This window comes from Streptomyces sp. NPDC100445 (genome assembly GCF_044759735.1).
Taxonomy (GTDB): Bacteria; Actinomycetota; Actinomycetes; order Streptomycetales; family Streptomycetaceae; genus Streptomyces.
On the sequence record NZ_JBIVZV010000009.1, the window covers coordinates 127,504 to 152,845 of the forward strand.

The following is a 25,342-nucleotide window of genomic DNA, read 5'->3' on the forward strand; positions in this document are numbered from 1 at the left end:
GGCTCACCTCCCCCGCCACTTCGGCGGGCGCTTCTGGGTGAACGCGGCGTGGAACTCGGCGTAATCCGCGCCGTTCATGAGCAGGGCCTGGGTGGAGGCGTCCAGTTCGACGGCCGCGGCCAGCGGCATGTCCAGCTCCGCCGTCAGCAGGGCCTTGGTCTGGGCGTGGGCCAGGGCGGGGCCGTCGGCCAGGCGGCGGGCGAGGGCCTGGGCGGCCTCGTCCGCGCGGCCCTCCTCCGTCAGTTCGCTGATCAGGCCGATGCGCTCGGCCTCGGGCGCCCGTACCGGATCACCGAGCATGAGCAGGCGGGTGGCGTGGCCGAGGCCGACGACCCGGGGCAGCAGGTAGGCCGCGCCCATGTCGCCGCCGGACAGGCCGACCCGGGTGAAGAGGAAGGCGAAGCGGGCCGAGGGGTCGGCGACGCGGAAGTCGGCGGCGAGGGCGAGGACGGCGCCGGCGCCGGCGGCGACGCCGTGGACCGCCGCGACCACCGGGAACGGGCATTCGCGGATCGCCCGCACCACCTGGCCGGTCATCCGGTTGAAGTCGAGCAGCTGGGCGGTGTCCAGGGACAGCGTGGCACCGATGATCTCGTCCACGTCACCGCCGGAGCAGAAGCCGCGGCCCTCGCCGGCCAGGACGAGGGCGCGCACCGAGCGCTCCCGGGACAGCTCGCTGAGCAGGTCGCGCAGGTCGGCGTAGCCGCCGAAGGTGAGCGCGTTGAGCTTCTCGGGGCGGGCGAGGGTGACCGTGGCGACCCCGTCGTCGCACCGGACGCGCAGGTGCGCCCAGTCGGCGGTGCGGGCGGCGGAGCCGGTGAAGGGACTCATGACGTGCGGCCTCCTGGAGGGGGGCGGTGCCGTACGTTGCTCTCCTCGACGAAGTTATCACCGGTTCGTGACTGTCGTCACGAGTGCGCGACAAGATCGGTTCCGGGGGGCGTCGAGGACGCCCGGCGACGGTCCGCCGGGCGGGGCCCGTACCATTTCCTGAGTCGAAAGCAGGACAGCCTGCTCCACGAACGGACCCGCCTTGCACGAACGCTCCGCCCGACCGGCCTCCTGGCGCATCGCGCTGCCGCACACCACGGCCGCGGTGCCGGTGGCCCGTGCCCTGGTGCGCACGGCGCTGACCGAGGTGGACCACGTGGCCGACTGCGACACGGCGGAGCTGCTCACGGCCGAGCTGGTGGCCAACGCGGTGGAGCACACCGCCGGGCGCGGCCCGATAGAGCTGGTGGTGGAGCTGGCGTCGACCGGCTGCCAGGTCGAGGTGCACGACCCGGACCCGGCGCCGCCCGGCCATCTGACCCGGCCGGTGATCGAGGAGCCCGACGTGTGGGACGAGGGCGGGCGCGGGCTGCTGCTGATCCGCGCCCTGAGTTCCTCGTGCGGGCACCGCCCCACCCCGTCGGGCAAGGCGGTGTGGTTCAGACTGCCTGTGGTTCCCGCTCAGCGGCGTCCGGCGTGAGCGCGTCCGGCGCGGCGGTGGCCAGCGTGGAGTGCCGGCGGCCGTAGGCGCCGTAGACCAGCAGTCCGGCCGCGAGGAACCCGGCGAACTGGATCCAGGTCCGCCAGCCGGTCTCGTACATCAGGTACAGGCAGAAGGCGACGCCGAGCACGGGGGCCACGGGGTAGAGCGGCACGCGGAAGCTGCGGGTGAGACCCGGTTCGCGGCGGCGCAGGGCGATCACGCAGATGTTGACGACGGCCATGATCGCGAGCGTGCCGATGGTGCACAGGTTCATGACGGCGTCGAGGGAGGCGAAGGCCGCCGGGACCGCGAAGACGGCGGCCACGATCAGCGTGCCGGCGACGGGCGTCGACGTCCTCGGGGAGACCTTCTCGAAGACGGCCGGGACGAGGCCGTCCCGGGACATCGACATCAGGATGCGGGTCTGGCCGTACATCACGGCGAGGACCACGGAGGCGATGGCGACGACCGCGCCGAAGGCGATGACGCCGCCGCCGACGGCGGAGCCGGTGACCTCGTTGACGACGTAGGACAGGGCCGCGGGCCGGCCGGCGACCTGGTCGCCGCCGATGGCGCCGATCGCGGCGACCGCGACGGCGCAGTACAGCAGGGTGACCAGGCCCATGCAGACGAGGATCGCGACGGGCACGTCCCGGCGCGGGTTCTTGGCCTCCTCGCCGGCGGTGGTGATCGCGTCGAAGCCGATGTAGGAGAAGAACGCGGCGGTGGTGCCCGCGCCGATGCCGCCGAGACCGGCCGGGGAGAACGGGGTGAGGTTGCCGTCCTTGAAGGCGCTGTAGCCGATGGCGCAGAAGGCGAGCAGGATGGCGAGCTTGACCGCGGCCATGGCGGCGGTGGCCCGGGCGCTCTCGCGCACCCCGCGCACGAGCAGCACGGAGGCCATCCCGATGACGATCACCGCGGGCAGGTTCACGATCCCGCCGTCGCCCGGCCCCGCCGACAGGACGGCCGGGAGCTGCCCGCCGGTGAGACTGTGCAGCAGTTCGTTGACGTACTGGCTCCAGCCGACCGCGACGGCCGAGATGGAGATGCCGTACTCCAGCAGCAGGCACCAGCCGACCAGGAAGGCGGTGGTCTCGCCGAGGCCGGCGTAGGCGAAGGAGTACGAGGAGCCGGAGACCGGGATGGCGCCGCCCAGCTCCGCGAAGGAGAAGGCGGTGAAGACGCAGGTGATCGCGGCGAGGACGAAGGAGACGACGACGGCGGGACCGGCCTGGGCGACGGAGTCGGAGAGGCCGACGAAGATGCCGGTGCCGACGATGGCGCCGACGCCGAAGCAGATGAGCTGGAAGAGGCCCATGGTGCGCTTCAGGCCGTGTCCCTCGCGGTCGGCGCCGGATTCGGCGACGAGCACGTGCGGGGACTTGATGCGGGGAGCGGGCATGCGGGTGGTGCTCGTTTCTGGTGGTGCGGGCGCCCGTCGTACGGGCGCGGCGACGGCCCCGGAATGGGTGGCTCCGGGCCGCCGGTCAGGATAAGGCGGGTCAGGCGAGCGTGGCTACCAGCACCGCCTTGATCGTGTGCAGGCGGTTCTCGGCCTCGTCGAAGACGACGGAGTGCGCGGACTCGAACACCTCGTCGGTCACCTCCAGGGCGGTCAGGCCGTGGCTGTCGTGGATCTCCCGGCCGACCTCGGTGCCGAGGTCGTGGAAGGCCGGCAGGCAGTGCAGGAACCTGACGTCGGGGTTGCCGGTGGCGCGCAGCACGTCCATGGTGACGGCGTAGGGGGCGAGGGCCGTGATCCGCTCGCTCCACACCTCCTTGGGCTCGCCCATGGAGACCCAGACGTCGGTGGCGACGAAGTCGGCGCCCGCGACGCCCTCGGCGATCTCCTCGGTCAGGGTGATGCGGGCGCCGCTGGACGCGGCCAGGTCCTGGGCGCGGTCGACGACCTCCTGGGCGGGCCAGTAGGACTTCGGGGCGACGATCCGGACGTCCATGCCGAGCAGGGCGCCGGTGACCAGGTAGGAGTTGCCCATGTTGAAGCGGGCGTCGCCGAGGTAGGCGAAGGCGATCTTCCGCAGCGGCTTGGCGCTGTGCTCGGTCATGGTGAGCACGTCGGCGAGCATCTGGGTGGGGTGCCAGTCGTCGGTGAGACCGTTGTAGACGGGCACGCCGGCGTGCGCCGCCAGCTCCTCGACCTTGGCCTGGCTGTCGCCCCGGTACTCGATCCCGTCGTACATCCGGCCGAGGACCCGGGCGGTGTCCCGCACGGACTCCTTGTGCCCGATCTGGGACCCGGACGGCTCCAGGTAGGTGGTGTGGGCACCCTGGTCGGCGGCGGCGACCTCGAACGCGCAGCGGGTGCGCGTCGAGGTCTTCTCGAAGATCAGGGCGATGTTCCTGCCCCGCAGGTACTGGGTCTCGGTCCCGGCCTTCTTGGCGGCCTTCAGCTCGGCGGCCAGCTCGACCAGGCCGCGGAACTCCTCCTCGGTGAAGTCCAGCTCCTTGAGGAAGTGGCGGCCGGCGAGGGCCGTCGGCACTGTCGCCATGGCGGGCGCTCCAGACGTACGACTACGGATGACCCTGAAAGCATATACGACCCTTCACATTTCTATACGGGGTCTCGCTCCACCGGACAGCTCATGCACCGCGGCCCGCCCCGGCCCCGGCCCAGCTCGCTGCCCGGGATCTCTATCACCTCGATGCCGCACTTGCGCAGGTGCGTGTTGGTGGTGACGTTGCGCTCGTAGGCGACGACGACGCCCGGTTCCACGGCGAGGACGTTGCAGCCGTCGTCCCACTGCTCCCGTTCGGCCGCGTGCACGTCCTGGGTGGCGGTCAGCACCCGGATCTCGCCGAGGCCGAGCGCGGCGGCGATCGCCCGGTGCATGTGCTCCGGCGGGTGGTCGGTGACCTTCAGCTCCCGTTCGCCGACGCCCGGCTCGATGGTGTACGAGCGGAGCATGCCGAGGCCCGCGTACTGGGTGAAGGTGTCACCGTCGACCATGGTCATCACGGTGTCGAGGTGCATGAAGGCGCGCCGCTTGGGCATGTCGAGGGCGACGATCGTGCGCGCCGAGCCGGCCGCGAACAGCTTGTGCGCGAGCATCTCCACGGCCTGCGGGGTGGTGCGCTCGCTCATGCCGATCAGGACGACACCGCCGCCGAGCACCAGGACGTCGCCGCCCTCGATGGTGGAGGGGTAGTCCGCCTGCCCCCGGGACCAGACGTGGAAGGTCTCGGCCCGGAACAGCGGGTGGTGCCGGTAGATCGCCTCGAAGTGCACGGTCTCGCGCTGCCGGGCCGGCCAGCGCATGGCGTTGATGGAGACGCCGTCGTAGATCCAGGCGGAGGTGTCGCGGGTGAACAGGTGGTTCGGCAGCGGGCGCAGCAGGAAGTCGTCCAGGTCCATGACGTGGAAGCGGACCGACGCAGGTTCGGCGTGCGCGTCAAGGAACTCCCGTTTGGTCATGCCGCCGACCAGCGCCTCGGCCAGCTCCGGCGGGGCCATCCCGTCGAAGGCGGCCCGCAGGTGGTCGGTGGCGAGCGGACCGTACTCCTTCTCGTCGAAGACGCGGTCCAGGACGAGCGCGCGGGCCTCGGGGAGCGCCAGGGTCTCGGCGAGCAGGTCCCCGAACAGGTGGACCTCGACCCCGCGGTCGCGCAGCACGTCGGCGAACCCGTCGTGCTCGGCGCGCGCCCGGCGCACCCACAGCACGTCGTCGAAGAGCAGGGCGTCCTTGTTGCTGGGGGTGAGCCTCTTGAGCTCGAGATCCGGCCGGTGCAGGATGACGCGGCGCAGCCGCCCGGCCTCGGAGTCGACGTGGAATGCCATGCCTCCATCCTGACCACGAGGGCCGGGGTTCACCCCCTGCCCGGCCCGATCCGCACCCCGTTGTTCGTCACGTCGGCCACGGGCGGTGCGCGGGCGGGGTCAGATCGCGGTGCACGGGACCGGCCAGCGCCGGATCCGCGGGGGCAGGGCGAGGGCCCACCCGCCGGCGGCCAGCACCAGCCGCTCGGCGGTGAGCAGGCCGAGCGCCTCCCGCCCGGCGGGGTCCAGGGCGTCGACGGGCGTCGGGTCCAGGAGGCGCAGGAACGTGGCGACGAGCACCGGGTGGTCCAGGGTGAGCCGGACGGCCGTGCCCCGCTCCCGGCGGTCCAGGACGGCGACGAAGTCCGGGCCGCGCCGGTGGTAGAGGACGCCGTGGCCGTAGGCCGCCCGCCAGCGGGCCGGCTCGTGGTCGGGTGAGGGCCGGGTGGGCGGCGGCAGGTGGTGCAGCAGGGCCGGGTCGTACGACGGGGTGCCCGCCGCCCGCCAGTCCACGCGCAGGCCGAGGCCCTGGCACTCGCGCAGGAACCGCACCGCCTCCGCCGTCCCGCGCCCGCTGCCGCTGAGGTCGAGGGGGCCGGCCGGTTCCACCCGGCGCCCGGTGAGCCGGTGCGGCACGGTGTCCGGCAGCCCGCTCATCCGGCGCCCTCCGGCAGCCGTACCGGCTCGCCCCAGGTCGGCAGGGACACATAGGTCGGGCCGTCGCGGAAGAGCAGGCCGAGCCGCAGGGCCTCGCCGGTCCAGTCCGCCAGCGCGTCGGGGGGCACCTCGTGGCCGTCGGCGGCCAGCAGCCGGTGCAGCGCGGGGACGGTCCGGCCGTCCTCCAGACGGCGCAGGGCGGCGGCGCGCCAGCCCGTGAAGCGGTGGGTGGCGGCCGGCCGGCCGTGCCGCCGGTCGTGCACCAGCAGGTCCGGGCCGTCCTGCTCGAACAGCAGCCGGGAGTGGGCGTGGCCGGCCCGCCAGGCGGCCACGGCCGCCCGCAGCCGCCGCTCGACCGACCCCGTGATGCCCGCCTCCTCGGTGTCGAACAGGTAGACCAGGTCGGCGAGTTCGTCATCGGGCAGGTCGTATACGTGCTGGTACATCAGGGCCGGGCGGCGTTTGCCGAAGCCGAGCCGCGGGTCGGTGAAGTGGGGGCTGAACCGCTCCAGCTGGATGCGGTGGGCGCCGCTGGGCGGCTGGAGGTGGACCAGGGCGGGGAGCTGCTCGATGACGGGCGTGTAGTCGTCGGCGCTCTCGCCCGGGAAGCCGTACAGCAGGTTCCAGGAGCAGGTCAGCGCGTGGTTCTCGCACTCGCGCAGGGTGCGGACGTTGCGGGCGCCGGTGACGCCCTTGTCCATGAGGTCCAGGACCCGGCTGCCCAGGCTCTCGATGCCGGGCTGGATGTGCACGGTGCCGGACGCGCCGAGGAGCCTGAGCTGGTCCGGGGTGAGGTTGGACTTGACCTCGTAGTGCAGCCGCAGGTCCCAGCCGCTGCCGGTGACGCGGGGCAGGAAGTCGCGGAAGTAGGCCATGTCGATGATGTTGTCCACGGTGACCACGTCGAGGAGGCGGTGGCGTCGCACCAGCCGGTCGATCTCGGCCCACAGCCGCTCCCCCGGCTTGGCCCGGAAGGCCATGGCGGTGCCGTTCAGCCCGCAGAAGGTGCAGTGGTGCTTCTCGCCCCACCAGCAGCCCCGGGCGCCCTCCACGACCAGTTTGGGATGGATGTGCTCCCGGACCGGGGAGGCGTCCAGCGCGGCCTGCCACTGGTCGTAGTCCGGCGCGGGGATGTCGGCGGGGGCCACGGTCCGCCGGGGCCCGGTGTTCGCCCGCGACGTGGGGCCGTCCCACCAGCACAGGCCGGGCACGTCCGCCGGGGCGGTGCCCTCGGCCAGGTGCCGCAGCAGCGCCGGGAAGGCGTGCTCGGCCTCGCCGCGGACCACGTGGTCGACGAAAGGGTGGTTGCGGTGCAGGGCGTGGCCCATGGGTCCGTCGCAGTTGCTGCCGCCGAGGACGACCGTCAGCTCCGGTCTCCTCCGCTTGAGTTCGCGGGCCAGCGCGAGGGAGGGCACGTTCTGCATGAACGTGCTGGTGAACCCGACCACGTCCGGTTCGGCGGCGAGGACCTCGGTGGCGCAGGCGTCGACGAAGGGGGCCGCGTGGGGGCGCATGGCGACGGCCGTGTCGATCGGGACGTCCCGGGCCGCCGCGTACTCGCGCAGCCGGGCGCGACCCCAGTGGGGGTCGTCGTGGAGGACGCCGGAGAAGACCCAGTCGCCGAGGCCGTGGAAGATCCCGTCGCTGCCGACCTCCACGCAGTCGCCGGGCCGCAGCCGGCCGCCGGACCGCTCCAGCAGGAACTCCGCCCAGCGCAGCGCGCCGTGGAACTCGGTCACCTCGTCGCCGGGCCGGGCCCGCCGGACGATCCGGTTGAGCAGGCCGAGCTGGAGCGAGGGCAGGTCGATCGGGTGCCACGGCATCGTGACCAGGTGGACGCGCATGCTCAGCGGGTCGGCCGCTTCTCCAGGATCGCCGGCCGGCGCGTGGTGCTCTTGGGGTCCTCGCGGACCACCACCTTCTTGATCTCCACGACCACCGCTCCCCTCACGTCCCGGCAACACCCTTGTGCCGCACGGCTGTCCACCATATGGACGGCTCGGTGTGCGGCACAAGGGCTTTCTGTGCCGGTCCGCCTACAGGCGCGGGTCCACCGGCTCCGACTCCAGCGCCAGCACCCCGAACACCGCCTCGTGGACGCGCCACAGCGGCTCCCCGTCCGCGAGCCGGTCCAGGGCCTCCAGGCCGAGCGCGTACTCCCGTAGGGCCAGCGACCGCTTGTGGTTCAGGAACCGCTGCCGCAGCCGGGCCAGGTTGTCCGGCCGGGCGTACTCGGGGCCGTAGACGATCCGCAGGTACTCCCGGCCCCGGACCTTGACGCCGGGCTGCACCAGCCGTCCGTCACCGCCCCGCACCAGCGCCTCCACCGGCTTGACGACCATGCCCTCGCCGCCCCGGCCGGTCATCTCCAGCCACCAGTCGACGCCCGCGCGGACCGACTCCGCGTCACCGGTGTCGACGTACAGCCGCCGGGTGGTCCGCAGCAGGGCGCTGCCGTCGTTCTCCACCATCCGGTCGATCAGGCCGAGTTGCGCGTCGTGCGGCAGCGCGGCGAGGCTGCGGCCCTGGACGGCCAGGAGCTGGAACGGGGCAAGCCGGACCCCTTCCAGACCGTCGGTGGTCCAGCAGTAGCGGCGGTAGGCGGCGGTGAACGCGGCGGCGTCCGCGGCGCGTTCCCGCTGCCGGGTGAGCAGGCCGCCGACGTCGGCGCCGCGCGCGGCCGCCGCCTCCAGCGCGGCGAGCACGTCCGGGAACACCGCGCCGGAGGCCGCGCCCACCGCCGCGTACTGGCTGCGCAGCAGCCCGGCGGCCTTCAGCGACCAGGGCATCAGCTCGGCGTCCAGCAGCAGCCAGTCGGTGGCGAGTTCGTCCCACAGTCCGGCGTCCGTGACCGCCGAGCGCAGCCGGCCGAGGATCTGCTCGGTCACCGCCGCGTCGTCGAAGAACGGCCGCCCGGTACGGGTGTACAGCGAGCCCGTCGGGCCCGCCCCGGTACCGAAGCGGGTCCGCGCGACCTCGGCGTCCCGGCACACCAGGGCCACCGCCCGCGACCCCATGTGCTTCTCCTCGCACACCACCCGCGCGACCCCGTCCCGCGCGTACTGCGCGAACGCCTCGCGCGGGTGCTCCAGGTAGCCGTCCACCACGGAGGTGGCGGTCGGCGCCATGGTCGGCGGCAGGTAGGGCAGCAGGCGTGGGTCGACCGCGAAGCGGCTCATGACCTCCAGGGCCGCCGCCGCGTTCTCCTCGCGGACAGCGACCCGGCCGGCGTGCCGGGTCTCCACGGCCCGCCGGCCCTGCACGTCCGCCAGGTCCAGGGGCCGGCCGTCGTGCCCGCCGGGCGCCTCGGAGCGCAGCGGCTTCGCCGGCTCGTACCAGACGCGCTGCGCCGGTACGTCGACCAGCTCGCGTTCCGGCCAGCGCAGCGCGGTCAGCTTCCCGCCGAAGACGGCGCCGGTGTCCAGGCAGATGGTGTTGTTGAGCCAGGTGGCCTCCGGGACGGGCGTGTGCCCGTAGACCACGGCGGCCCGGCCCCGGTACTCCTCCGCCCAGGGGTAGCGCACCGGCAGTCCGAACTCGTCGGTCTCCCCGGTGGTGTCGCCGTACAGGGCGTGCGAACGGACCCGGCCCGAGGTGCGGCCGTGGTACTTCTCCGGCAGCCCCGCGTGGCAGACCACGAGCCGGCCGCCGTCCAGGACGTAGTGGCTGACCAGCCCGTCGATGAACTCCGCCACCTCCGCCCGGAACTCCTCGCTCTCGCCCCGCATCTGCGCGACGGTCTCGGCGAGCCCGTGCGTGTGCCGGACGGTGCGGCCCTTGAGGTGGCGGCCGTACTTGTTCTCGTGGTTGCCGGGGACGCAGAGGGCGTCGCCCGACTTCACCATCGCCATCACGCGGCGCAGCACGCCGGGGCTGTCCGGGCCGCGGTCGACCAGGTCGCCGACGAAGACGGCGGTACGGCCCTCGGGATGCCTGCCGTCGGCGTAGCCCAGCCGGGCGAGCAGCTCCTCCAGTTCGGCGGAGCAGCCGTGGACGTCACCGATGATGTCGAACGGACCGGTGAGGTGCGTGAGGTCGTTGAAACGCCTCTCGGTGACGACGGTGGCCTGCTCGGCCTCCTCCACGCCGCGCAGCACGTGCACCTTGCGGAAGCCCTCGCGCTCCAGCCGGCGCAGTGAGCGGCGCAGTTCGCGGATGTGCCGCTGGACGACCCGGCGGGGCATGTCGGCGCGGTCGGTGCGGGTGGCGTTGCGCTCGGCGCACACCTCCTCCGGCATGTCCAGCACGATGGCGATGGGCAGCACGTCGTACTTCTTGGCCAGTTCGACCAGCTGCCGCCGGCTGTCCTGCTGCACGCTGGTGGCGTCCACGACGGTGCGGCGGCCGGCGGCCAGCCGCTTGCCGGCGATGTAGTGCAGGAGGTCGAAGGCGTCCCGGGAGGCGCTCTGGTCGTTCTCGTCGTCGCTGACCAGGCCGCGGCAGAAGTCGGAGGAGATCACCTCGGTCGGCTTGAAGTGCCGGCGGGCGAAGGTGGACTTGCCGGAGCCGGAGGCGCCGATGAGCACCACCAGGGAGAGGTCGGTGACGGGCAGCACCCGTCCCGTGCGGGTCTCGGTCATGCGGCCTTCGCCTCCTTCTTCTCGTCCGTGGTGCCCCGGAGGGTGAACACGGCCAGCTGGGTGGGCGGCCCGACCTCGGGGTCGTCCGGTCCGACCGGGGTGAACGCGACGTCGTAGCCGTGCCGTGCGGCCACGGCCGCCGCCCAGGCGCAAAACTCCCGGCGGGTCCACTCGAAGCGGTGGTCGCCGTGCCGGGCGTGTCCGGCGGGCAGGGTCTCCCAGCGGACGTTGTACTCGACGTTGGGCGTGGTCACGACGACCGTGCCGGGGCGGGCGTGCCCGAACACGGCGTACTCCAGGGCGGGCAGCCGGGGCAGGTCGAGGTGCTCGATCACCTCGCTGAGCACGGCGGCGTCGTACCCCTTCAACCGGTTGTCGGTGTAGGCGAGGGAGCCCTGGAGGAGCCGGACGCGGGACGCCTGCCGCTCCCCCATGCGGTCGAGCCGCAGCCGGCGGGAGGCGATGGCCAGGGCCCGCACGGACACGTCGACGCCGACCACCTCCGTGAACCGCGGGTCCTTCAGCAGCTCCTGCACCAGCTGGCCCTGTCCGCAGCCGAGGTCGAGCACGCGGGCGGCGCCCCGGTCGCGCAGCACGGCGAGGGCCGCCTCCCGGCGCTGGACGGCGAGCGGGGCCGGCTTCTCCTCGCCCTCCGCGCCGGTGTCCTCGGCGACGGCGTTGTCGAGGTCCTCGACCTCGCTGTCGTCGGCCTCGGCCAGGCGCACCAGCTCCAGCCGCTCCCGGGCCTGCCGGGTCAGCGACCAGCGGCGGGCGAGGTAGCGGCTGGTGATCAGCTGCTGTTCCGGGTGGCCGGCCAGCCAGCCCTCGCCGGCCCGCAGCAGTTTGTCGACCTCGTCGGCGGAGACCCAGTAGTGCTTGGCGTCGTCGAGGACCGGCAGCAGCACGTACAGGTGGCGCAGCGCCTCGGCGAGGGTGAGCGTCCGCGCCTCCAGGACGAGGCGGACGTAGCGCGAGTCGCCCCACTCCGGGAACGCGGTGTCCAGGGGCACGGGGTCGGCGGTCACGCTCCAGCCGAGGGGCTCGAAGAGGCGCCGGACGAGGCCGGCGCCGCCGCGGGCCGGCAGGGCCGGTATCGCGACGCGCAGGGGCAGCGGCTCGGCGGCCCGCTCCGGGCGGGCGGCGCACACCCCGCGCAGGGCGCTGGAGAAGACGTTGCTCAGCGCGACCGCGAGCAGGGAGGAGGCCGCGTAGGGGCGGTCGTTGACGTACTGGGCGAGGGCCGCGTCGGGGGCGCCGCCGCGGCCCTTGCCCTTCCCCCGCCTGACCAGCGCCACGGTGTCGATCTCCAGCAGGAGCGCGGCCGTGCAGCGCCCGGCGTCCGCCTCCGGGTAGAACACGTGCGCCGTGCCGTACGCGGTGGAGAACGCCTGCGTCCTGGCGGGGTGCTTGTGCAGCAGGTACCCCAGGTCGGTGGCCGGGCGGCCGGGCGCGCCGGTGGTGGAGATCGTCACGAACATGCTGCCGAGTCTCCCCGCCCCGGGCCCCTCTGACCAGAGGTTTTCCACGCCCAGGCAGGACCGCGCCCCGCGCACCGGCGTTCCCCGTGATCTCCGTTATGGCGTCCCGGACCCCGGAGCTGGTGAGGTGGGACCCGTCAACTGACCAGTGACAGAAGGGGGAACCATGACCATCGGCCAGGGAGTCCGGGTGCGCGGGAGAGCCGCCGCCGTCGTGGCGGCGGGCGCCGTCCTGGGTGCGGGGGTCCTCGCCACCGCTCCGGCCCGGGCGGCCACGCCCACGCCCATGCCCACGGCGGGGGTGGTGCGCGCCGCCGCGGCGGCGCCCCAGGTGCAGGCCCAGGGCGCGTACGCGATGGACGCGGCCACCGGCAAGCAGCTCTTCGGCAAGGCGGCGGACGGGCAGCTGCGGACCGGCTCCACCACGAAGATCATGACCGCGCTGGTGGTCCTGTCCCAGCGGGGCGTGGATCTGAACCGCAAGGTGCGGATCAAGAAGGAGTACACGGACTACGTCATCGATCCGGTGACCCACGTCCAGCGGTACTCCAGCGCCAACCTGATCCTCGGCGACTCGATGACGGTGCGCGACCTGCTGTACGGGCTGCTGCTCCCCTCGGGCTGCGACGCGGCGTACGCGCTCGCCGACACCTACGGGACGGGCACCACGACGGCCCAGCGCACCAAGTCCTTCATCGCCGAGATGAACGCCAAGGCACGTGAACTCGGCCTGAAGAACACTCACTTCGACGGCTTCGACGGGGTGTCCAACGGCAAGAACCACGCCTCGCCGCGGGATCTGGTCGAGCTGGCCGGGACGGCGCTGAAGAACAGGACGTTCAAGGCGGTCGTCGGCACGAAGGTCTACGGCGACATGAAGTCCTACCGGCCCGGCGGCGGGACGCACGCGATGGCCCCCTGGAAGAACACGAACACGCTGCTCGGCTCCTACCGGGGCGCGATCGGCGTGAAGACCGGCTCGGGGCCGGAGGCGAAGTTCTGCCTGGTGTTCGCCGCGACCCGCGGCTCCAGGACCGTGGTGGGCGCCGTGCTCGCGGACACCTCGGTGGACCAGCGGGTCGCGGACGCGACGAAGATCCTCGACTACGGCTTCGCCCGGCGCGGCTGAGCCGTGCCGGGGGGCCGTCCGGTCCCCCGGCACCGTCCGCCGTCCGCCCCGGTGCGCCGGGAGCGTTACGACAGCTGCGACTGGACCTGCGAGGAGATCAGCTCCAGGTGGTCCAGGTCGTCGAGGTCCAGCACCTGGAGGTAGATCCGCCGCGAGCCGATCGCCGCGTACCGGCCGATCTTGTCGACGACCTCGGCCGGGGAGCCGGCCAGTCCGTTGGCCTTCAGCTCGTCCACCTCGCGGCCGATGACGGTGGCCCGCCGGGCCACCTCCTGGTCGTCCCTGCCGACGCAGACCACGAGCGCGTTGGAGTACGTCAGGTCGTCCGCGTCACGGCCGGCCTCCACCGCGGCGGCCCGCACCCGGCCGAACTGCCGCTCGCTGTCCTCGATCGAGGCGAACGGGATGTTGAACTCGTCGGCGTAGCGGGCGGCGAGCCGGGGCGTACGGGTCGCGCCGTGACCGCCGATGAGGACCGGCACCTTGCGCTGCGCGGGCTTGGGCAGCGCGGGCGAGTCGGTGAGGTCGTAGTAGGTGCCGTGAAAGTCGAAGGTCTTGCCGGTCTCGGTCGCCCAGAGCCCGGTGACGATCGCCAGCTGCTCCTCCAGCCGGGCGAACTTCTCCTTCGGGAAGGGGATGCCGTAGGCCTTGTGCTCCTCCTCGAACCAGCCCGCTCCCAGGCCGAGCTCGACCCGGCCGCCGGACATCTGGTCGACCTGCGCCACCTGGATGGCGAGCACGCCGGGCAGCCGGAAGGTGCCGGCCGTCATCAGGGTGCCCAGGCGGATGCGCTTGGTCTCACGGGCCAGGCCGGCCAGCGTGATCCAGGCGTCCGTGGGGCCGGGCAGGCCGGGCACACTGCCCATGCGGAGGTAGTGGTCGGAGCGGAAGAATGCGTCGAAACCGAGATCCTCGGTGGCCTTGGCGACGGTGAGCAGGGTGTCGTAGGTGGCGCCCTGCTGGGGCTCGGTGAAGATTCGAAGGTCCATACACCCATCCTGCCCGCCGCGGCCCGTGCCGACCGCGCCGGTACCGCCCGGCGGGGCCGTCGCCGGCCGGGTGATCCTCCGTCCGGACCCGCCTTCCGTCCGTCCCGCGCGCTCGCCCTTGTCCCGCCGGGGGTCAGAGGGCGCCGGAGGGGCTGCTGCTCTCGTCGGCCGCCCTCTCGCGTAAGACCTCCTCCCGGGCGGCGAGCTTGCGCAGCATCTCCCGGACGCGGTCGCGGGACTCGTCGGCCGCGTCGATGGCCTCCATGCACTGCCAGTACGTCGTCTCGTCGGCCGCCGCACTGGCCATGCCGACCAGGGCTATGCCCACCTCGCCGAGCAGGCCGCCGAGGCAGAGCAGGGTCTCGCGGGCGTCGTCCAGCTCGGTGAGCTGGGCGGCGCGCAGGTCGCCCGGGTCGAGCTCGGGCGGGTCCAGGACCCCGCAGCCCCGGCCCGCCAGCTCGGTCAGGCCCAGTGCCTCGCCGCGCAGCTCCGGCGGGCCGGAGACCGCGAGGCGGCTCCCGATCGCCTGGGCCAGGGCCTGCGCCTGCCAGACCTCCGCCATCATCTCCGCCGCGTCGGCGCCGGCCGCCAGCGCACGCCTGCTCGTGAGGATGAGCCGTACCGCGTCCATCCGTTGCCCCCGTCCGTCCTCCGTGCGCTGCCGCACCTCTGCTGGGACTCTCAGTTACCCACTACCCAGCGTGAGGGGATCCGGATCGAAAAGCTAGAGGAAGACGGAAATTGTGGACAACAATTCGGATTCGACAGGCGATTTGACTTCGTAGAGTGATAACGGAATCTAAGACTCCGGCTGTTGGTCCTCCGGGTCCGGAACCGGGAAGCGGTGTTCGTTGCGGTCGATCTTCGCCGCCAGGGCGGCCAGCGGGTCGATGCGCAGGACCTCGCACAGCTGGAGGAGATAGGCGAGCACGTCGGCGACCTCGTCGGTGACCGCGTGCGCGGTGTCCGGGTCCGCCATCACACCGGCGGACTCCTCCGGGGTCAGCCACTGGAAGATCTCGACCAGTTCGGAGGCCTCCACCGAGAGGGCGGCGACGAGGTTCTTGGGGGTGTGGTAGGGCTGCCAGTTCCGCACGGCGGCGAACTCGGCCAGCCGGCGCTGGAGTCCGGCGAGGTCAGGTTGTTCTGTCACGGGTTCATGTGTACCACCGTGACGTCCGGGGCTCCCGCGGCCCACGAGGCGTCGCTCACCGCGGCCACGCAGCGGATGTGCCCGCGCACGCCCATCCGCGCGGCCAGCCCCAGCAGTTCCCGGCGCTGCGCCGGGTCCAGACCGCGGTCGAAGCCGTCGGCCAGCACGGTGAGGGTGCGCAGCGCGTCGGGCACCTCGCCCGGGGCGTCCACCTCCAGGACGCCGGGACCGGTCAGCAGCACCAGCGCCAGCGCGAGGTGGCGCAGTTCGCCGTCACCGAGCCGGGCGAGTCCGGTACGGGAGCCGTCCCCGCGGTCGAGCACCGCCCGGACCGTGCCGTCCGGCAGCGGCTCGGCGAGCAGGTCGGTCACCGGTCCGGCGCAGCCCGCGCGCACCGCCGCCACCAGCTGGGCGTGCCGGCGGCCGCACTCCGCGCGGGTGCGCCACAGCACGTCGGCGAGGTTGCCGCAGTCGGGGAGCAGCCGGCCCGAGCCCAGCGGGACGAGGGCGCGCATGGCCGCGGGCAGGGGGTCGCACGAGAACACCGAGCGCAGGGCGACGACCATCTGCTCGGCCGCGGCCAGCACATGGCGCTGCCCGTCCGTCTTGCCGGCCACGCGCAGCGGCAGCAGGGCCGTGCCCAGCCGGTCGTCGGGGAGCGGGGCACGGGTCACGGGGGCGGAGCCCGCGGTGTGCCAGGCGGCCTGCACGGTCCGCCGGCCCGGGTCGCGCAGCGCGGTCTCCAGCAGGACGACGCCGCGCGCGGTCAGCCGCTCCCCCACGATCCGCAGTTCGGGCTCCGCCTGTACGGCGATGTCCAGCCGGACCGGGCCGTGCGCGCCGTCGGCCGTGCACCCGATCCGGAAGCCCCGCCGCCCCCCGGCGTCCGGGCGCGCCCGCTCCGGTACGCGGGCGGCGGGGTCGGGGAACGCCTCGGCGAGCGTGGCACCCCCGCCGAGCCGCGCGAGGGCCTCGTAGGCGGCCAGCGCCGTCGTCTTGCCGGATCCGCTGGGCCCCGCGAAGAGGGTGACCGGCCCCAGCGGGAACCCGGCCCCGCGGTGCCCGGCGAAGGCCGACAGCCGCAGCTCGGTGATCCGGGCGCGGACGTCGGGGGGCGGGCCGGACCCGGCGGGAACGGCACCGGTGGGCTCGGCGACCGTCAGGGGGGCAGCGGACACGGGAGGCACGGCCATATGCGGACCGTAGAACTCCGCCTGACCGGCGAACCGTTTCACCGTCGCCCCGTTCCCACGAACGAGCGACCATCACCCCGGCCGCGCCCCACCGGCCAGGACGACCCCGACCGTGCGGGCGACACCCGCGGCGCACACCGGAGGCCCACCGAACCGTGCCGAAGCCGCAGGCGAGCGCGCCCGGACCGGAGCCGTGGGCAGGCGGATGTGCCCGACCTCCGGGCAGGGGGCGTCGCGGGGAAACGCACCCGCCGGGCACCCGACTCCAGGCGGGACCCGCCGGACCGGAGTCCTCCGGGGACACCTGGCTCTCGGCCAGGAGGGCGCCGGGACCGGACCCGGCCGGCCCGTGTCCAACGCCCCACCGGGCCGGCACGCGGTTGCCCTCCCGGAACCTGCCCGGCTACCCCTCGGGCGTCCCCGAGTCCCGGTCGGGAGCCGCCGCCGGGACATGGTCGTCCGAGCACCCGACTCCGGGCGAGGGGCCGCCGAGCCGACCCTCCGGCGACAATCGGCTCTCGGGTCGAGGGACCGTCGGGACCGGGTCCGGCCGGGCCGCGAGCGGCGGTCCGCCGCGCCGGAACCCTGGGCGGGGCATGGCCGCCCGGGAACCGTCGGGAACAGGATTCGTACGGGACGCGTCGACGGTGTGGTGGGGTCGGCGAGCCCGGCGCCCCGGCCGGCCCGGTGGGCTCACCGGGCCGGCCGTCGGCGGGCCGGGGGGTGGGTCAGACCGCGCCTTCCATCAGGCCGCTGACCTCCGTGCCGGGCGGGGTGAGGAGGAAGACGTTGCGGTCGACGCGGTGCATGCCGCTGCCCAGGCCGAAGACGACGCCCGTGCTGAAGTCGAGGACGCGCTTGGCGACGTCCCCCTCCGCGCCGGACAGGTCGAGCAGCACCGGGGACCCCGCCATCAGTGTCTCCGCGACCTCGCGGGCGTCCGCGAAGACGTTGACCCGCAGGACCACGAAGCGGCGCCGGGTCTCCGTCTCGGCGTCGGGCAGCGAGCGGTGGCTCACCGCGGAGGGCCAGGCGTCCCGGCCCCGCAGTGGCACTACCTGGGCGAGCCCCTCCCACTGTTCGTCGGTGACGTCGTAACGGCTCACCGGATCCCCCTGACCTGACTCGCTTGCGATCCGTGCACCAGCCATTCTTACGCCAAGTCACCTGTTCGGCCCAACAGCGACACGGTCCGCGACCGCCCGGGCGGCCGATTCGGGTTCCGTCTCGCGTCAGTTGTGGGCATACGCCCGGTTCTTACCGGGCTCATACCCGACTCTTCACCGGCCTCCGTGCCTCGTTCACCGGTGACCGCTAGCGTGCGGTGCCGTGCACTTGGCAGAAAAACAACAGGTGGCACCCGCTCCGCGGGCCGTGCGCACGGAAGCCCCGGACGTTCCCGCGCAGTGGCACCGTGTGCTGACGCTGCTCGCCGACGTGAGCCTGTTCATCGGCACGCGGTCGGTGTGGACCCAGGCGGCCACGCACCGAGTGGTCCTCGCGGGGGTCATCTCGGTCTGCTACGCCGCGATCCTGGTGACCGGCGTCCTCGCCCTCACGGTCCGCCGGGCGCGTTCGCTGGCCCGGCTGGACCTGGTGGTGCTGGTGACCGCGGTGACCCTCGCGCTGTGCGCCTGGGCTCTGAACCACGCCGGCGGCGACGAGGCGGTCCTCACCACGCAGGCGGCGCGGGAACTGACCGCGGGCCACACCGTGTACGGGCAGCCCTGGCCCTGGCTGTTCCACGGCCCGAACGTCGCGCTCACCCCGACGGCCGACGGCGGGTACGACTTCACGTACGGCTATCCCCCGCTGGCCCCGCTGCTCACCGTGCCGCTGCTGTGGCTGGGCCACGGCGGCGCCCCGGCGACGGCGGCGGCCACGGCGGCACTGGTGGCGGGCGCGGTGACGCTGTGGCGGCTGCTGCCGGTGCCGTGGCGTTCGGCGGCGACGATGGTGTGCCTGGGCTTCGGATTCCTGCCGTCGTACGCCCGTCAGGGCTACCCGGCGATCATCGGCATGGTCCTGTTGATCCCGGTGGTGGTGCGCTGGCCCCGGCTCGGCGCGCGCGGCCGGCTGGGCGCGGCCGGGGTGGCACGGGCGGTGTGCCTGGGCGCGGCGTGCGCGGCGCAGCAGTTGCCGTGGTTCGTCACGCCGTTCCTGCTGGCCGGGGTCTACGCCGTGCGCCGCGGTGAGCTGGGCGGACGGCAGGCGGCGCGGGTCGTGCTGCGGATCGCCGGTACCGCGGCGCTGACCTGGCTGCTGATCAGCACGTACTTCATCGTGAGCGAGCCGGGGCCGTGGCTGCGGGGCGTCGCGCTGCCGCTGACGCAGGGCGCGGTGCTGCACGGCCAGGGCCTGGTGGGCATCTCGCTGTACTTCACCCACGGCAGCGACCGGCTCGACTGGTACGGCCACGCGGGCATACTGCTCGCGGGAGCCCTGCTGGCGCTGTCCGTGCTGTTCGTGCGGCGGCTCGGGCCGGCCGTGACGGTGCTGCCGTGGTGCGCGTTCTACCTCGCGACCCGGTCGCAGGACGGCTACTACCTGATGATGACCCCGCTGTGGCTGGCGGCGGCGGTCACCGCGCCCCCGCCGGAGTTCGCCCGCGCCTGGCAGCCGCGGCCCCGCACGCCGGCCGGGCCGCGCCGCCGGGCCGCCCTGGCCGCGGTCGCCGCCCTGCTGCTCATGCCCGCGCTGGTGAGCGCGGCGCTGGCGGTGACGGGGGGACCGCCGCTGCGGATGGACGTCACGGGGGCCCGGCGCACCTCGGCGTACACCGTGTCCCGGCTGACCCTGCGGGTCGCCAACACCGGCGGTGTCGCGCTGACCCCGCACTACATGCTGACCAGCGGCCAGGGCATGAGCCGCTACTGGTCGCTGGCGCGTGGCCCGGCCACCATCGCCGCGCACCGCACGGCGACCGTCGAACTACGCGCCCCGGGCGGCAGGTTCACCCTGTCGCCGAAGAAGGGGGCCGGCCTGCGGCTGCGTGCCTTCACGGCGGACCCGCAGACGCTGTCGACCAGGGACGTACGGCGCGGGGAGCTGGGCCTCGGGCGGCCACCCGGCCGCTCCTGAAGGGCGGCCGCCGCCGGCCGGAGGGCGTCCGGCCGGCGGGCGCGCCGCGCCCGTGGGACGCCCCGTGCCGGGCGGGTGCGGTGCCGGTCACCACCGCAAGGGGAGAAACCTCACAGCCCGTGCGCCGCCCCCGCTTCCATGCCCTGCCCTAGCATCCAGCCATGACGGTCCTGCCTGACGACGGGCTCTCACTGGCCGCCGAGTTCCCTGACGCGACACATGAGCAGTGGCAACGCCTGGTCGAGGGCGTACTGCGCAAGTCGGGCAGGGAAGTCGCCGGCGCGGCAGCTGAGGACGCCTTGTCCACGACGTTGGAGGACGGGCTGCGCACCCGGCCCCTGTACACCGCGCGCGACAGCGCGCCCGACCCCGGCCTGCCGGGCTTCTCCCCGTTCGTACGGGGTGGCCGCCCCGAGGGCTCCCTCGCGAACGGCTGGGACGTACGGCAGCGGCACGCGGCACTCGGCGACGGCGCCGCGCACGCCGTGCTCGCCGACCTGGAGAACGGCGGCACCTCGCTCTGGCTGGTGCTCGGCGAGGGCGGCATCCCCGTCTCCGAGCTGGACCGCGCCCTGGACGGCGTCTACCTCGACCTGGCGCCGGTGGCCCTGGACGCGGGCCGCGACACCGAGGCGGCGGCCGAGGCGCTGCTGCGGCTCTACGAGCGCAAGGGTGTCGACCCGGAGGCCGTGCGCGGCAACCTGGGCGGCGACCCGCTGGGCCACGAGGCCCGTACCGGCGCCGCGCTCGACTTCGCGCCGTTCGCCGCGCTGGCCGCGCGCTGCGCCGGGTCGTACCCGGGGCTGCGCGCGCTGACGGTGGACGCGCTGCCGTACCACGAGGCCGGCGGATCGGCCGCGCAGGAGCTGGGGGCCTCGCTCGCCACCGGCGTGGCCTACCTGCGGGAGCTGACGGAGGCCGGACTGGGCGTCGAGCAGGCCGTCGACCAGCTGGAGTTCCGGTACGCGGCCACCGCCGACCAGTTCCTGACCATCGCCAAGCTGCGCGCCGCGCGCCGGCTGTGGGCGCGGGTCGCCGAGGTGTGCGGGGCGCCGGAGGCGGGCGGGCAGGTGCAGCACGTGGTGACGTCGCCGGTGATGATGTCCCGCCGGGACCCGTGGGTGAACATGCTCCGCACGACCGTCGCGACGCTCGCCGCCGGGGTGGGCGGCGCCGACTCCGTGACCGTGCTGCCGTTCGACCACGCGCTGGGGCTGCCGGACGCGTTCGCGCGGCGCATCGCCCGCAACACCTCCTCCATCCTGATCGAGGAGTCGCACCTGGCCCGGGTGATCGACCCGGCGGGCGGCTCCTGGTACGTGGAGCGGCTGACGGACGAACTCGCCGAGTCCGCCTGGCAGTTCTTCCGGTCCGTCGAGCGGGACGGCGGTCAGGCGGCCGTGCTGCGCTCCGGCCGGCTGCGCACCGACCTGGCGACGACGTGGGCGGAGCGCTCCAAGAGGCTCGCCAAGCGGCGTGAACCCATCACCGGTGTCAGCGAGTTCCCGCTGCTGTCGGAGAAGCCGGTGGAGCGCGCCCCCGCGCCCGAGCCGCCGTCCGGCGGGCTGCCGCGGGTGCGCCGCGACGAGGCGTACGAGGAGCTGCGGGCCCGCTCCGACGCCCACCTCGCGACGACCGGCGCCCGGCCCCGGATCTTCCTGGCCACCCTCGGCTCCCCCGCCGAGTACACCGCGCGCGCGTCGTTCGCCGCCAACCTGTTCCAGGCGGGCGGCATCGAGACGGTCACCGAGGGCCGTTTCGAGGACAGCGGCGCCGACGAGGCCGTGCTGTGCTCCAGCGACGCCGTCTACGCCGAGCGGGCCGCCGAGACGGCCCGGTCGCTGCGCGCGGCCGGTGCCCGGCACGTCACCCTGGCCGGCCGGCCGGCCGACCACGCCGGCATCGACTCGTACGTCCACGCGGGCTGCGACGCCGTGACCGTGCTGTCCGCGACCCTCGACCGCATGGGAGTGTCCTGATGGGAATCCCCGACTTCTCCGGCATCGAGCTGGGGACCCCGGTCACCGGCGGGAGCGAGGACGCGTGGCGGGCGGCCGTCGAGAACGCCACCGGCGGTGCGCCGCCGGTGTGGGAGACCCCGGAGGGCATCGGGGTCAAGCCGCTGTACACCGGCCGTGACCTGGAGGGCCTGGACTTCCTGGAGACCTATCCCGGTGTCGCGCCGTACCTGCGCGGCCCGTACCCGACGATGTACGTCAACCAGCCCTGGACGATCCGCCAGTACGCGGGCTTCTCCACGGCCGAGGAGTCCAACGCGTTCTACCGGCGCAACCTGGCGGCGGGCCAGAAGGGCCTGTCGGTCGCCTTCGACCTGCCCACGCACCGGGGTTACGACAGCGACCACCCGCGGGTGACCGGCGACGTCGGCATGGCGGGCGTGGCCATCGACTCGATCCTCGACATGCGCCAGCTGTTCGACGGCATCCCGCTGGACCGGATGACCGTGTCGATGACGATGAACGGCGCCGTGCTGCCGGTGCTGGCCCTGTACATCGTGGCGGCGGAGGAACAGGGCGTACCGCCGGAGAAGCTGGCCGGGACCATCCAGAACGACATCCTCAAGGAGTTCATGGTCCGCAACACCTACATCTATCCGCCGAAGCCGTCGATGCGGATCATCTCCGACATCTTCGCGTACACCTCGCGGCGGATGCCCCGCTACAACTCCATCTCCATCTCCGGCTACCACATCCAGGAGGCCGGCGCGACGGCCGACCTGGAGCTGGCGTACACCCTCGCCGACGGCGTGGAGTACCTGCGTGCCGGGCGGGAGGCGGGCCTGGACGTGGACGCGTTCGCCCCCCGGCTGTCGTTCTTCTGGGCGATCGGCATGAACTTCTTCATGGAGGTCGCCAAGCTGCGCGCGGCCCGGCTGCTGTGGGCCAGGCTGGTCAAGCAGTTCGACCCGAAGAACGACAAGTCGCTGTCTCTGCGCACCCATTCGCAGACCTCGGGCTGGTCCCTGACCGCGCAGGACGTCTTCAACAACGTCACGCGCACCTGTGTGGAGGCGATGGCCGCGACCCAGGGCCACACCCAGTCGCTGCACACCAACGCCCTCGACGAGGCCCTCGCGCTGCCCACGGACTTCTCGGCGCGGATCGCCCGCAACACCCAGCTGCTCATCCAGCAGGAGTCGGGCACCACCCGGGTCATCGACCCGTGGGGCGGCAGCGCCTACGTGGAGCGGCTGACGTACGACCTCGCGCGCAAGGCCTGGGCGCACATCCAGGAGGTCGAGCAGGCCGGCGGCATGGCGCAGGCCATCGACGCGGGCATCCCGAAGCTGCGCGTGGAGGAGGCGGCGGCCCGCACCCAGGCGCGCATCGACTCCGGGCGGCAGCCGGTGATCGGCGTCAACAAGTACCGGGTGGACAGCGACGAGCAGATCGACGTCCTCAAGGTCGACAACTCCTCCGTGCGCGCCCAGCAGATCGAGAAGCTGCGGCGGCTGCGCGCGGAGCGGGACGAGCGGGCCTGCCAGGACGCCCTGGACGCGCTCACCCGGGCCGCCGACGGCAGCGAGAACCTGCTGGAGCTGGCCGTGCGCGCGGCCCGCGCCAAGGCGACCGTGGGCGAGATCTCCGACGCCCTGGAGAAGGTGTACGGGCGGCACGCCGGGCAGATCCGTACGATCTCCGGGGTGTACCGCAACGAAGCAGGCCAGTCCCCGTCCGTGGACCGCACCCGTGCCCTGGTGGACGCCTTCGAGGAGGCCGAGGGGCGCCGGCCGCGCATCCTGGTCGCCAAGATGGGCCAGGACGGGCACGACCGCGGCCAGAAGGTGATCGCGACGGCCTTCGCCGACCTCGGTTTCGACGTCGACGTCGGCCCGCTGTTCCAGACGCCGGAGGAGGTCGCCCGGCAGGCGGTGGAGGCGGACGTGCACGTGGTCGGCGTGTCCTCGCTGGCCGCCGGTCACCTCACCCTCGTCCCCGCGCTGCGCGAGCAGCTGGCCGAGGAGGGCCGCGAGGACATCATGATCGTGGTCGGCGGGGTGATCCCGCCGCAGGACGTGCCGACCCTGCTGGAGATGGGCGCCACCGCCGTGTTCCCGCCCGGGACGGTGATCCCGGACGCGGCCCACGACCTGGTGAAGCAGCTGTCGGCCGACCTCGGCCACACCCTGTAGGGCCGATGGCAGCGATCGGTCTCGACACGTATGTGAAGGGTGTCCTCGACGGGAAGCGGGCGCTGGTGGCCCGGGCCATCACGCTCGTCGAGTCCACCCGCCCGCAGCACCGGGCGCTGGCGCAGCAGTTGCTCACCGAGCTGCTGCCGCACAGCGGCCGGGCCCGGCGGATCGGCGTGAGCGGCGTGCCCGGTGTCGGCAAGTCGACGTTCATCGACGCGTTCGGCACGCTGCTGACCTCGCAGGGGCACCGGGTCGCCGTCCTCGCCGTCGACCCGTCCTCCACCCGCACCGGCGGTTCCATCCTGGGCGACAAGACCCGGATGGAACGGCTCGCGGTGGACCCGGACGCCTTCGTCCGGCCCTCGCCCAGCGCGGGCACGCTGGGCGGTGTCGCCAAGGCCACCCGGGAGTCGATGGTGGTGATGGAGGCGGCCGGCTACGACGTGATCCTCGTGGAGACCGTCGGCGTGGGCCAGTCGGAGACGGCCGTCGCGGGCATGGTCGACTCCTTCCTGCTGCTGACGCTGGCCCGCACCGGCGACCAGCTCCAGGGCATCAAGAAGGGCGTCCTGGAGCTGGCGGACGTCATCGCCGTCAACAAGGCGGACGGCCCGCACGAGCGTGACGCCCGGGCCGCCGCCCGGGAACTGGCGGGCGCGCTGCGGCTGATGCACGGCAAGGACGCGTTCTGGACGCCGCCGGTGCTGCACTGTAGCGCCCGGGAGTCCGCCGGCCTGGACACCGTGTGGGAGCGGCTGGAGCGGCATCGCGCGCTGCTGGACTCCACCGGGCGGCTGGCCGCGAAACGGCGGGACCAGCAGGTGGAGTGGACGTGGGCGATGGTCCGCGACGAACTGCTCGGCCGGCTGCACGCCGACCCGGCGGTGCGCGCGACCGCCCCCGGCCTGGAACAGCAGGTCAGGGACGGCCGGTTGACGGCCACCATGGCGGCGGAACGCATCCTCGCGGCCTTCGGGGACCGCGCCGCCGGATCGACGGCCGGCTGAATCCGCCCCGGGTCCGGCACCGCCCCGAGGGGTGGGCCGGACCCGTGCCGGGCGGACTCGACCGCCCGTGCCGGACGGCCGGGCGGGCGGCGGCGTATGGGGTGCGTCAAGGGCGGGCGGGCCGGCGTATGGACGCCGTCAGGGGGCGGCGGTATCCGGCCACGGGGGTAATGTGCTTGCAGCGTTCGCCTTTTCGCCCCTCACCCTTCAGGAGTCCACGACGGCCGATGCGGCCTTCGTCGTCACCGTGCTCGCGGCCTTCGCGCTGGTGGCACTCGTCGCCCGGGGGGTGACGAAGCTGTGACCGCCGACGCGTTCCCCGTCGAGACGGTGGTCGGCCTGATCGTGGCCGTCGCCCTGTTGGGCTACCTCTCACACCCGTGGTACTTCCAACCGCGGCCCGCCGCCGGGCTGGGCACCGGCTCGCCCGACGGCCGCCACCTGCTGCTGCTCTCCGGCGCCACCAACCTGTCCGCCGACAGCGCCCGGCTCCTACGGTCCGTCGAGCGGGCGAAGGCCCGGGTCGTGGCGGACAACTCGGTCCCGGGCCACCCGGTCGACCCGGTCCGGGTCCCCGCCGACGCCGTCACCTCCTCCGCCTCCGGCCCTGGACCCGGACATCTCCCCGGCCTACGCCGAGCTCCAGTTCCGCCGGCCGCCTGCCACC

The 25,342-nt window shown here is 73.7% G+C and carries 20 protein-coding genes and 1 pseudogene; 8 read left to right on the forward strand and 13 right to left on the reverse strand.

Going from position 1 to position 25,342, the window contains the following annotated elements; all coding sequences use genetic code 11:
* Positions 1 to 3: 3 nt before the first annotated feature.
* Positions 4 to 831, reverse strand: a complete 828-nt coding sequence (locus ACIQVT_RS21910; RefSeq protein ID WP_403756214.1) for an enoyl-CoA hydratase family protein — start codon at positions 829 to 831, stop codon at positions 4 to 6.
* Between the two features lie 202 nt (positions 832 to 1,033).
* Between ACIQVT_RS21910 and ACIQVT_RS21915 the strand changes: the two genes are divergently transcribed.
* Positions 1,034 to 1,471 (forward strand): ATP-binding protein, encoded by a 438-nt coding sequence (locus tag ACIQVT_RS21915; RefSeq protein WP_403756217.1) that lies wholly within the window; start codon positions 1,034 to 1,036, stop codon positions 1,469 to 1,471.
* On the opposite strand, the gene ACIQVT_RS21920 is transcribed toward ACIQVT_RS21915, so the two are convergent.
* From ACIQVT_RS21920 to ACIQVT_RS21950, 7 genes are all read right to left on the reverse strand, one after another.
* On the reverse strand, positions 1,431 to 2,879 hold the full coding sequence (locus ACIQVT_RS21920) for an amino acid permease (RefSeq protein WP_403756221.1): 1,449 nt from the start codon (positions 2,877 to 2,879) through the stop codon (positions 1,431 to 1,433). The two genes, ACIQVT_RS21915 and ACIQVT_RS21920, sit on opposite strands and share 41 nt — an antisense overlap.
* Before the next feature lie 100 nt (positions 2,880 to 2,979).
* Positions 2,980 to 3,987 carry an ornithine carbamoyltransferase gene (gene argF, locus ACIQVT_RS21925; RefSeq protein WP_403756227.1) on the reverse strand — a complete coding sequence of 336 codons (1,008 nt, stop codon included), beginning with the start codon at positions 3,985 to 3,987 and terminating at the stop codon, positions 2,980 to 2,982.
* 62 nt (positions 3,988 to 4,049) lie between these two features.
* A complete protein-coding gene (locus tag ACIQVT_RS21930) occupies positions 4,050 to 5,273 on the reverse strand; it encodes an arginine deiminase (RefSeq protein WP_403756231.1) in 1,224 nt (407 codons plus the stop codon).
* Between the two features lie 99 nt (positions 5,274 to 5,372).
* Positions 5,373 to 5,909 carry a DUF5825 family protein gene (locus ACIQVT_RS21935; RefSeq protein WP_403756234.1) on the reverse strand — a complete coding sequence of 179 codons (537 nt, stop codon included), beginning with the start codon at positions 5,907 to 5,909 and terminating at the stop codon, positions 5,373 to 5,375.
* Positions 5,906 to 7,753 (reverse strand): RiPP maturation radical SAM C-methyltransferase, encoded by a 1,848-nt coding sequence (locus tag ACIQVT_RS21940; RefSeq protein WP_403756237.1) that lies wholly within the window; start codon positions 7,751 to 7,753, stop codon positions 5,906 to 5,908. Before ACIQVT_RS21940 ends, ACIQVT_RS21935 begins: the two co-directional genes overlap by 4 nt.
* 192 nt (positions 7,754 to 7,945) lie before the next feature.
* A complete protein-coding gene (locus ACIQVT_RS21945) occupies positions 7,946 to 10,489 on the reverse strand; it encodes a polynucleotide kinase-phosphatase (RefSeq protein ID WP_403756241.1) in 2,544 nt (847 codons plus the stop codon).
* On the reverse strand, positions 10,486 to 11,967 hold the full coding sequence (locus tag ACIQVT_RS21950) for a 3' terminal RNA ribose 2'-O-methyltransferase Hen1 (protein WP_403756244.1): 1,482 nt from the start codon (positions 11,965 to 11,967) through the stop codon (positions 10,486 to 10,488). Before ACIQVT_RS21950 ends, ACIQVT_RS21945 begins: the two co-directional genes overlap by 4 nt.
* 166 nt (positions 11,968 to 12,133) lie before the next feature.
* Here ACIQVT_RS21950 and ACIQVT_RS21955 point away from each other — a divergent pair, with 166 nt between their 5' ends.
* On the forward strand, positions 12,134 to 13,096 hold the full coding sequence (locus ACIQVT_RS21955) for a D-alanyl-D-alanine carboxypeptidase family protein (RefSeq protein WP_403756247.1): 963 nt from the start codon (positions 12,134 to 12,136) through the stop codon (positions 13,094 to 13,096).
* A gap of 65 nt (positions 13,097 to 13,161) precedes the next feature.
* Here the strand turns inward: ACIQVT_RS21955 and ACIQVT_RS21960 are convergent, their stop codons facing one another.
* The 5 genes from ACIQVT_RS21960 to ACIQVT_RS21980 form a co-directional block, all read right to left on the reverse strand.
* Positions 13,162 to 14,085, reverse strand: coding sequence for an LLM class F420-dependent oxidoreductase (locus ACIQVT_RS21960; RefSeq protein ID WP_403756250.1), 924 nt, complete (start codon positions 14,083 to 14,085; stop codon positions 13,162 to 13,164).
* Positions 14,086 to 14,218: 133 nt separating this feature from the next.
* Positions 14,219 to 14,716: a DUF6099 family protein gene (locus ACIQVT_RS21965; protein WP_403756255.1), complete on the reverse strand. Its 498-nt coding sequence runs from the start codon at positions 14,714 to 14,716 to the stop codon at positions 14,219 to 14,221.
* 168 nt (positions 14,717 to 14,884) lie between these two features.
* Positions 14,885 to 15,238, reverse strand: a complete 354-nt coding sequence (locus ACIQVT_RS21970; protein ID WP_403756258.1) for a nucleotide pyrophosphohydrolase — start codon at positions 15,236 to 15,238, stop codon at positions 14,885 to 14,887.
* Positions 15,235 to 16,431 carry an AAA family ATPase gene (locus ACIQVT_RS21975; protein ID WP_403756261.1) on the reverse strand — a complete coding sequence of 399 codons (1,197 nt, stop codon included), beginning with the start codon at positions 16,429 to 16,431 and terminating at the stop codon, positions 15,235 to 15,237. The genes ACIQVT_RS21970 and ACIQVT_RS21975 overlap by 4 nt, the downstream gene beginning before the upstream one ends.
* Before the next feature lie 728 nt (positions 16,432 to 17,159).
* On the reverse strand, positions 17,160 to 17,537 hold the full coding sequence (locus ACIQVT_RS21980) for a cell division protein SepF (protein WP_356817160.1): 378 nt from the start codon (positions 17,535 to 17,537) through the stop codon (positions 17,160 to 17,162).
* Between the two features lie 223 nt (positions 17,538 to 17,760).
* Here ACIQVT_RS21980 and ACIQVT_RS21985 point away from each other — a divergent pair, with 223 nt between their 5' ends.
* From ACIQVT_RS21985 to ACIQVT_RS22010, 6 genes and pseudogenes are all read left to right on the forward strand, one after another.
* Positions 17,761 to 19,512, forward strand: a complete 1,752-nt coding sequence (locus ACIQVT_RS21985) for a hypothetical protein (protein ID WP_403756267.1) — start codon at positions 17,761 to 17,763, stop codon at positions 19,510 to 19,512.
* 161 nt (positions 19,513 to 19,673) lie between these two features.
* On the forward strand, positions 19,674 to 21,491 hold the full coding sequence (locus ACIQVT_RS21990; protein ID WP_403756270.1) for a methylmalonyl-CoA mutase family protein: 1,818 nt from the start codon (positions 19,674 to 19,676) through the stop codon (positions 21,489 to 21,491).
* Complete coding sequence (gene scpA, locus ACIQVT_RS21995) at positions 21,491 to 23,665, forward strand: methylmalonyl-CoA mutase (RefSeq protein WP_403756273.1); 2,175 nt, start codon at positions 21,491 to 21,493, stop codon at positions 23,663 to 23,665. The genes ACIQVT_RS21990 and scpA overlap by 1 nt, the downstream gene beginning before the upstream one ends.
* 5 nt (positions 23,666 to 23,670) lie before the next feature.
* Positions 23,671 to 24,675: a methylmalonyl Co-A mutase-associated GTPase MeaB gene (gene meaB / locus ACIQVT_RS22000; protein ID WP_403756276.1), complete on the forward strand. Its 1,005-nt coding sequence runs from the start codon at positions 23,671 to 23,673 to the stop codon at positions 24,673 to 24,675.
* A gap of 172 nt (positions 24,676 to 24,847) precedes the next feature.
* A complete protein-coding gene (locus tag ACIQVT_RS22005; protein ID WP_403756280.1) occupies positions 24,848 to 24,979 on the forward strand; it encodes a hypothetical protein in 132 nt (43 codons plus the stop codon).
* 80 nt (positions 24,980 to 25,059) lie between these two features.
* Positions 25,060 to 25,330 (forward strand): annotated as a pseudogene (locus ACIQVT_RS22010) (potassium-transporting ATPase subunit C); the annotation flags it as partial.
* Positions 25,331 to 25,342: the final 12 nt, after the last annotated feature.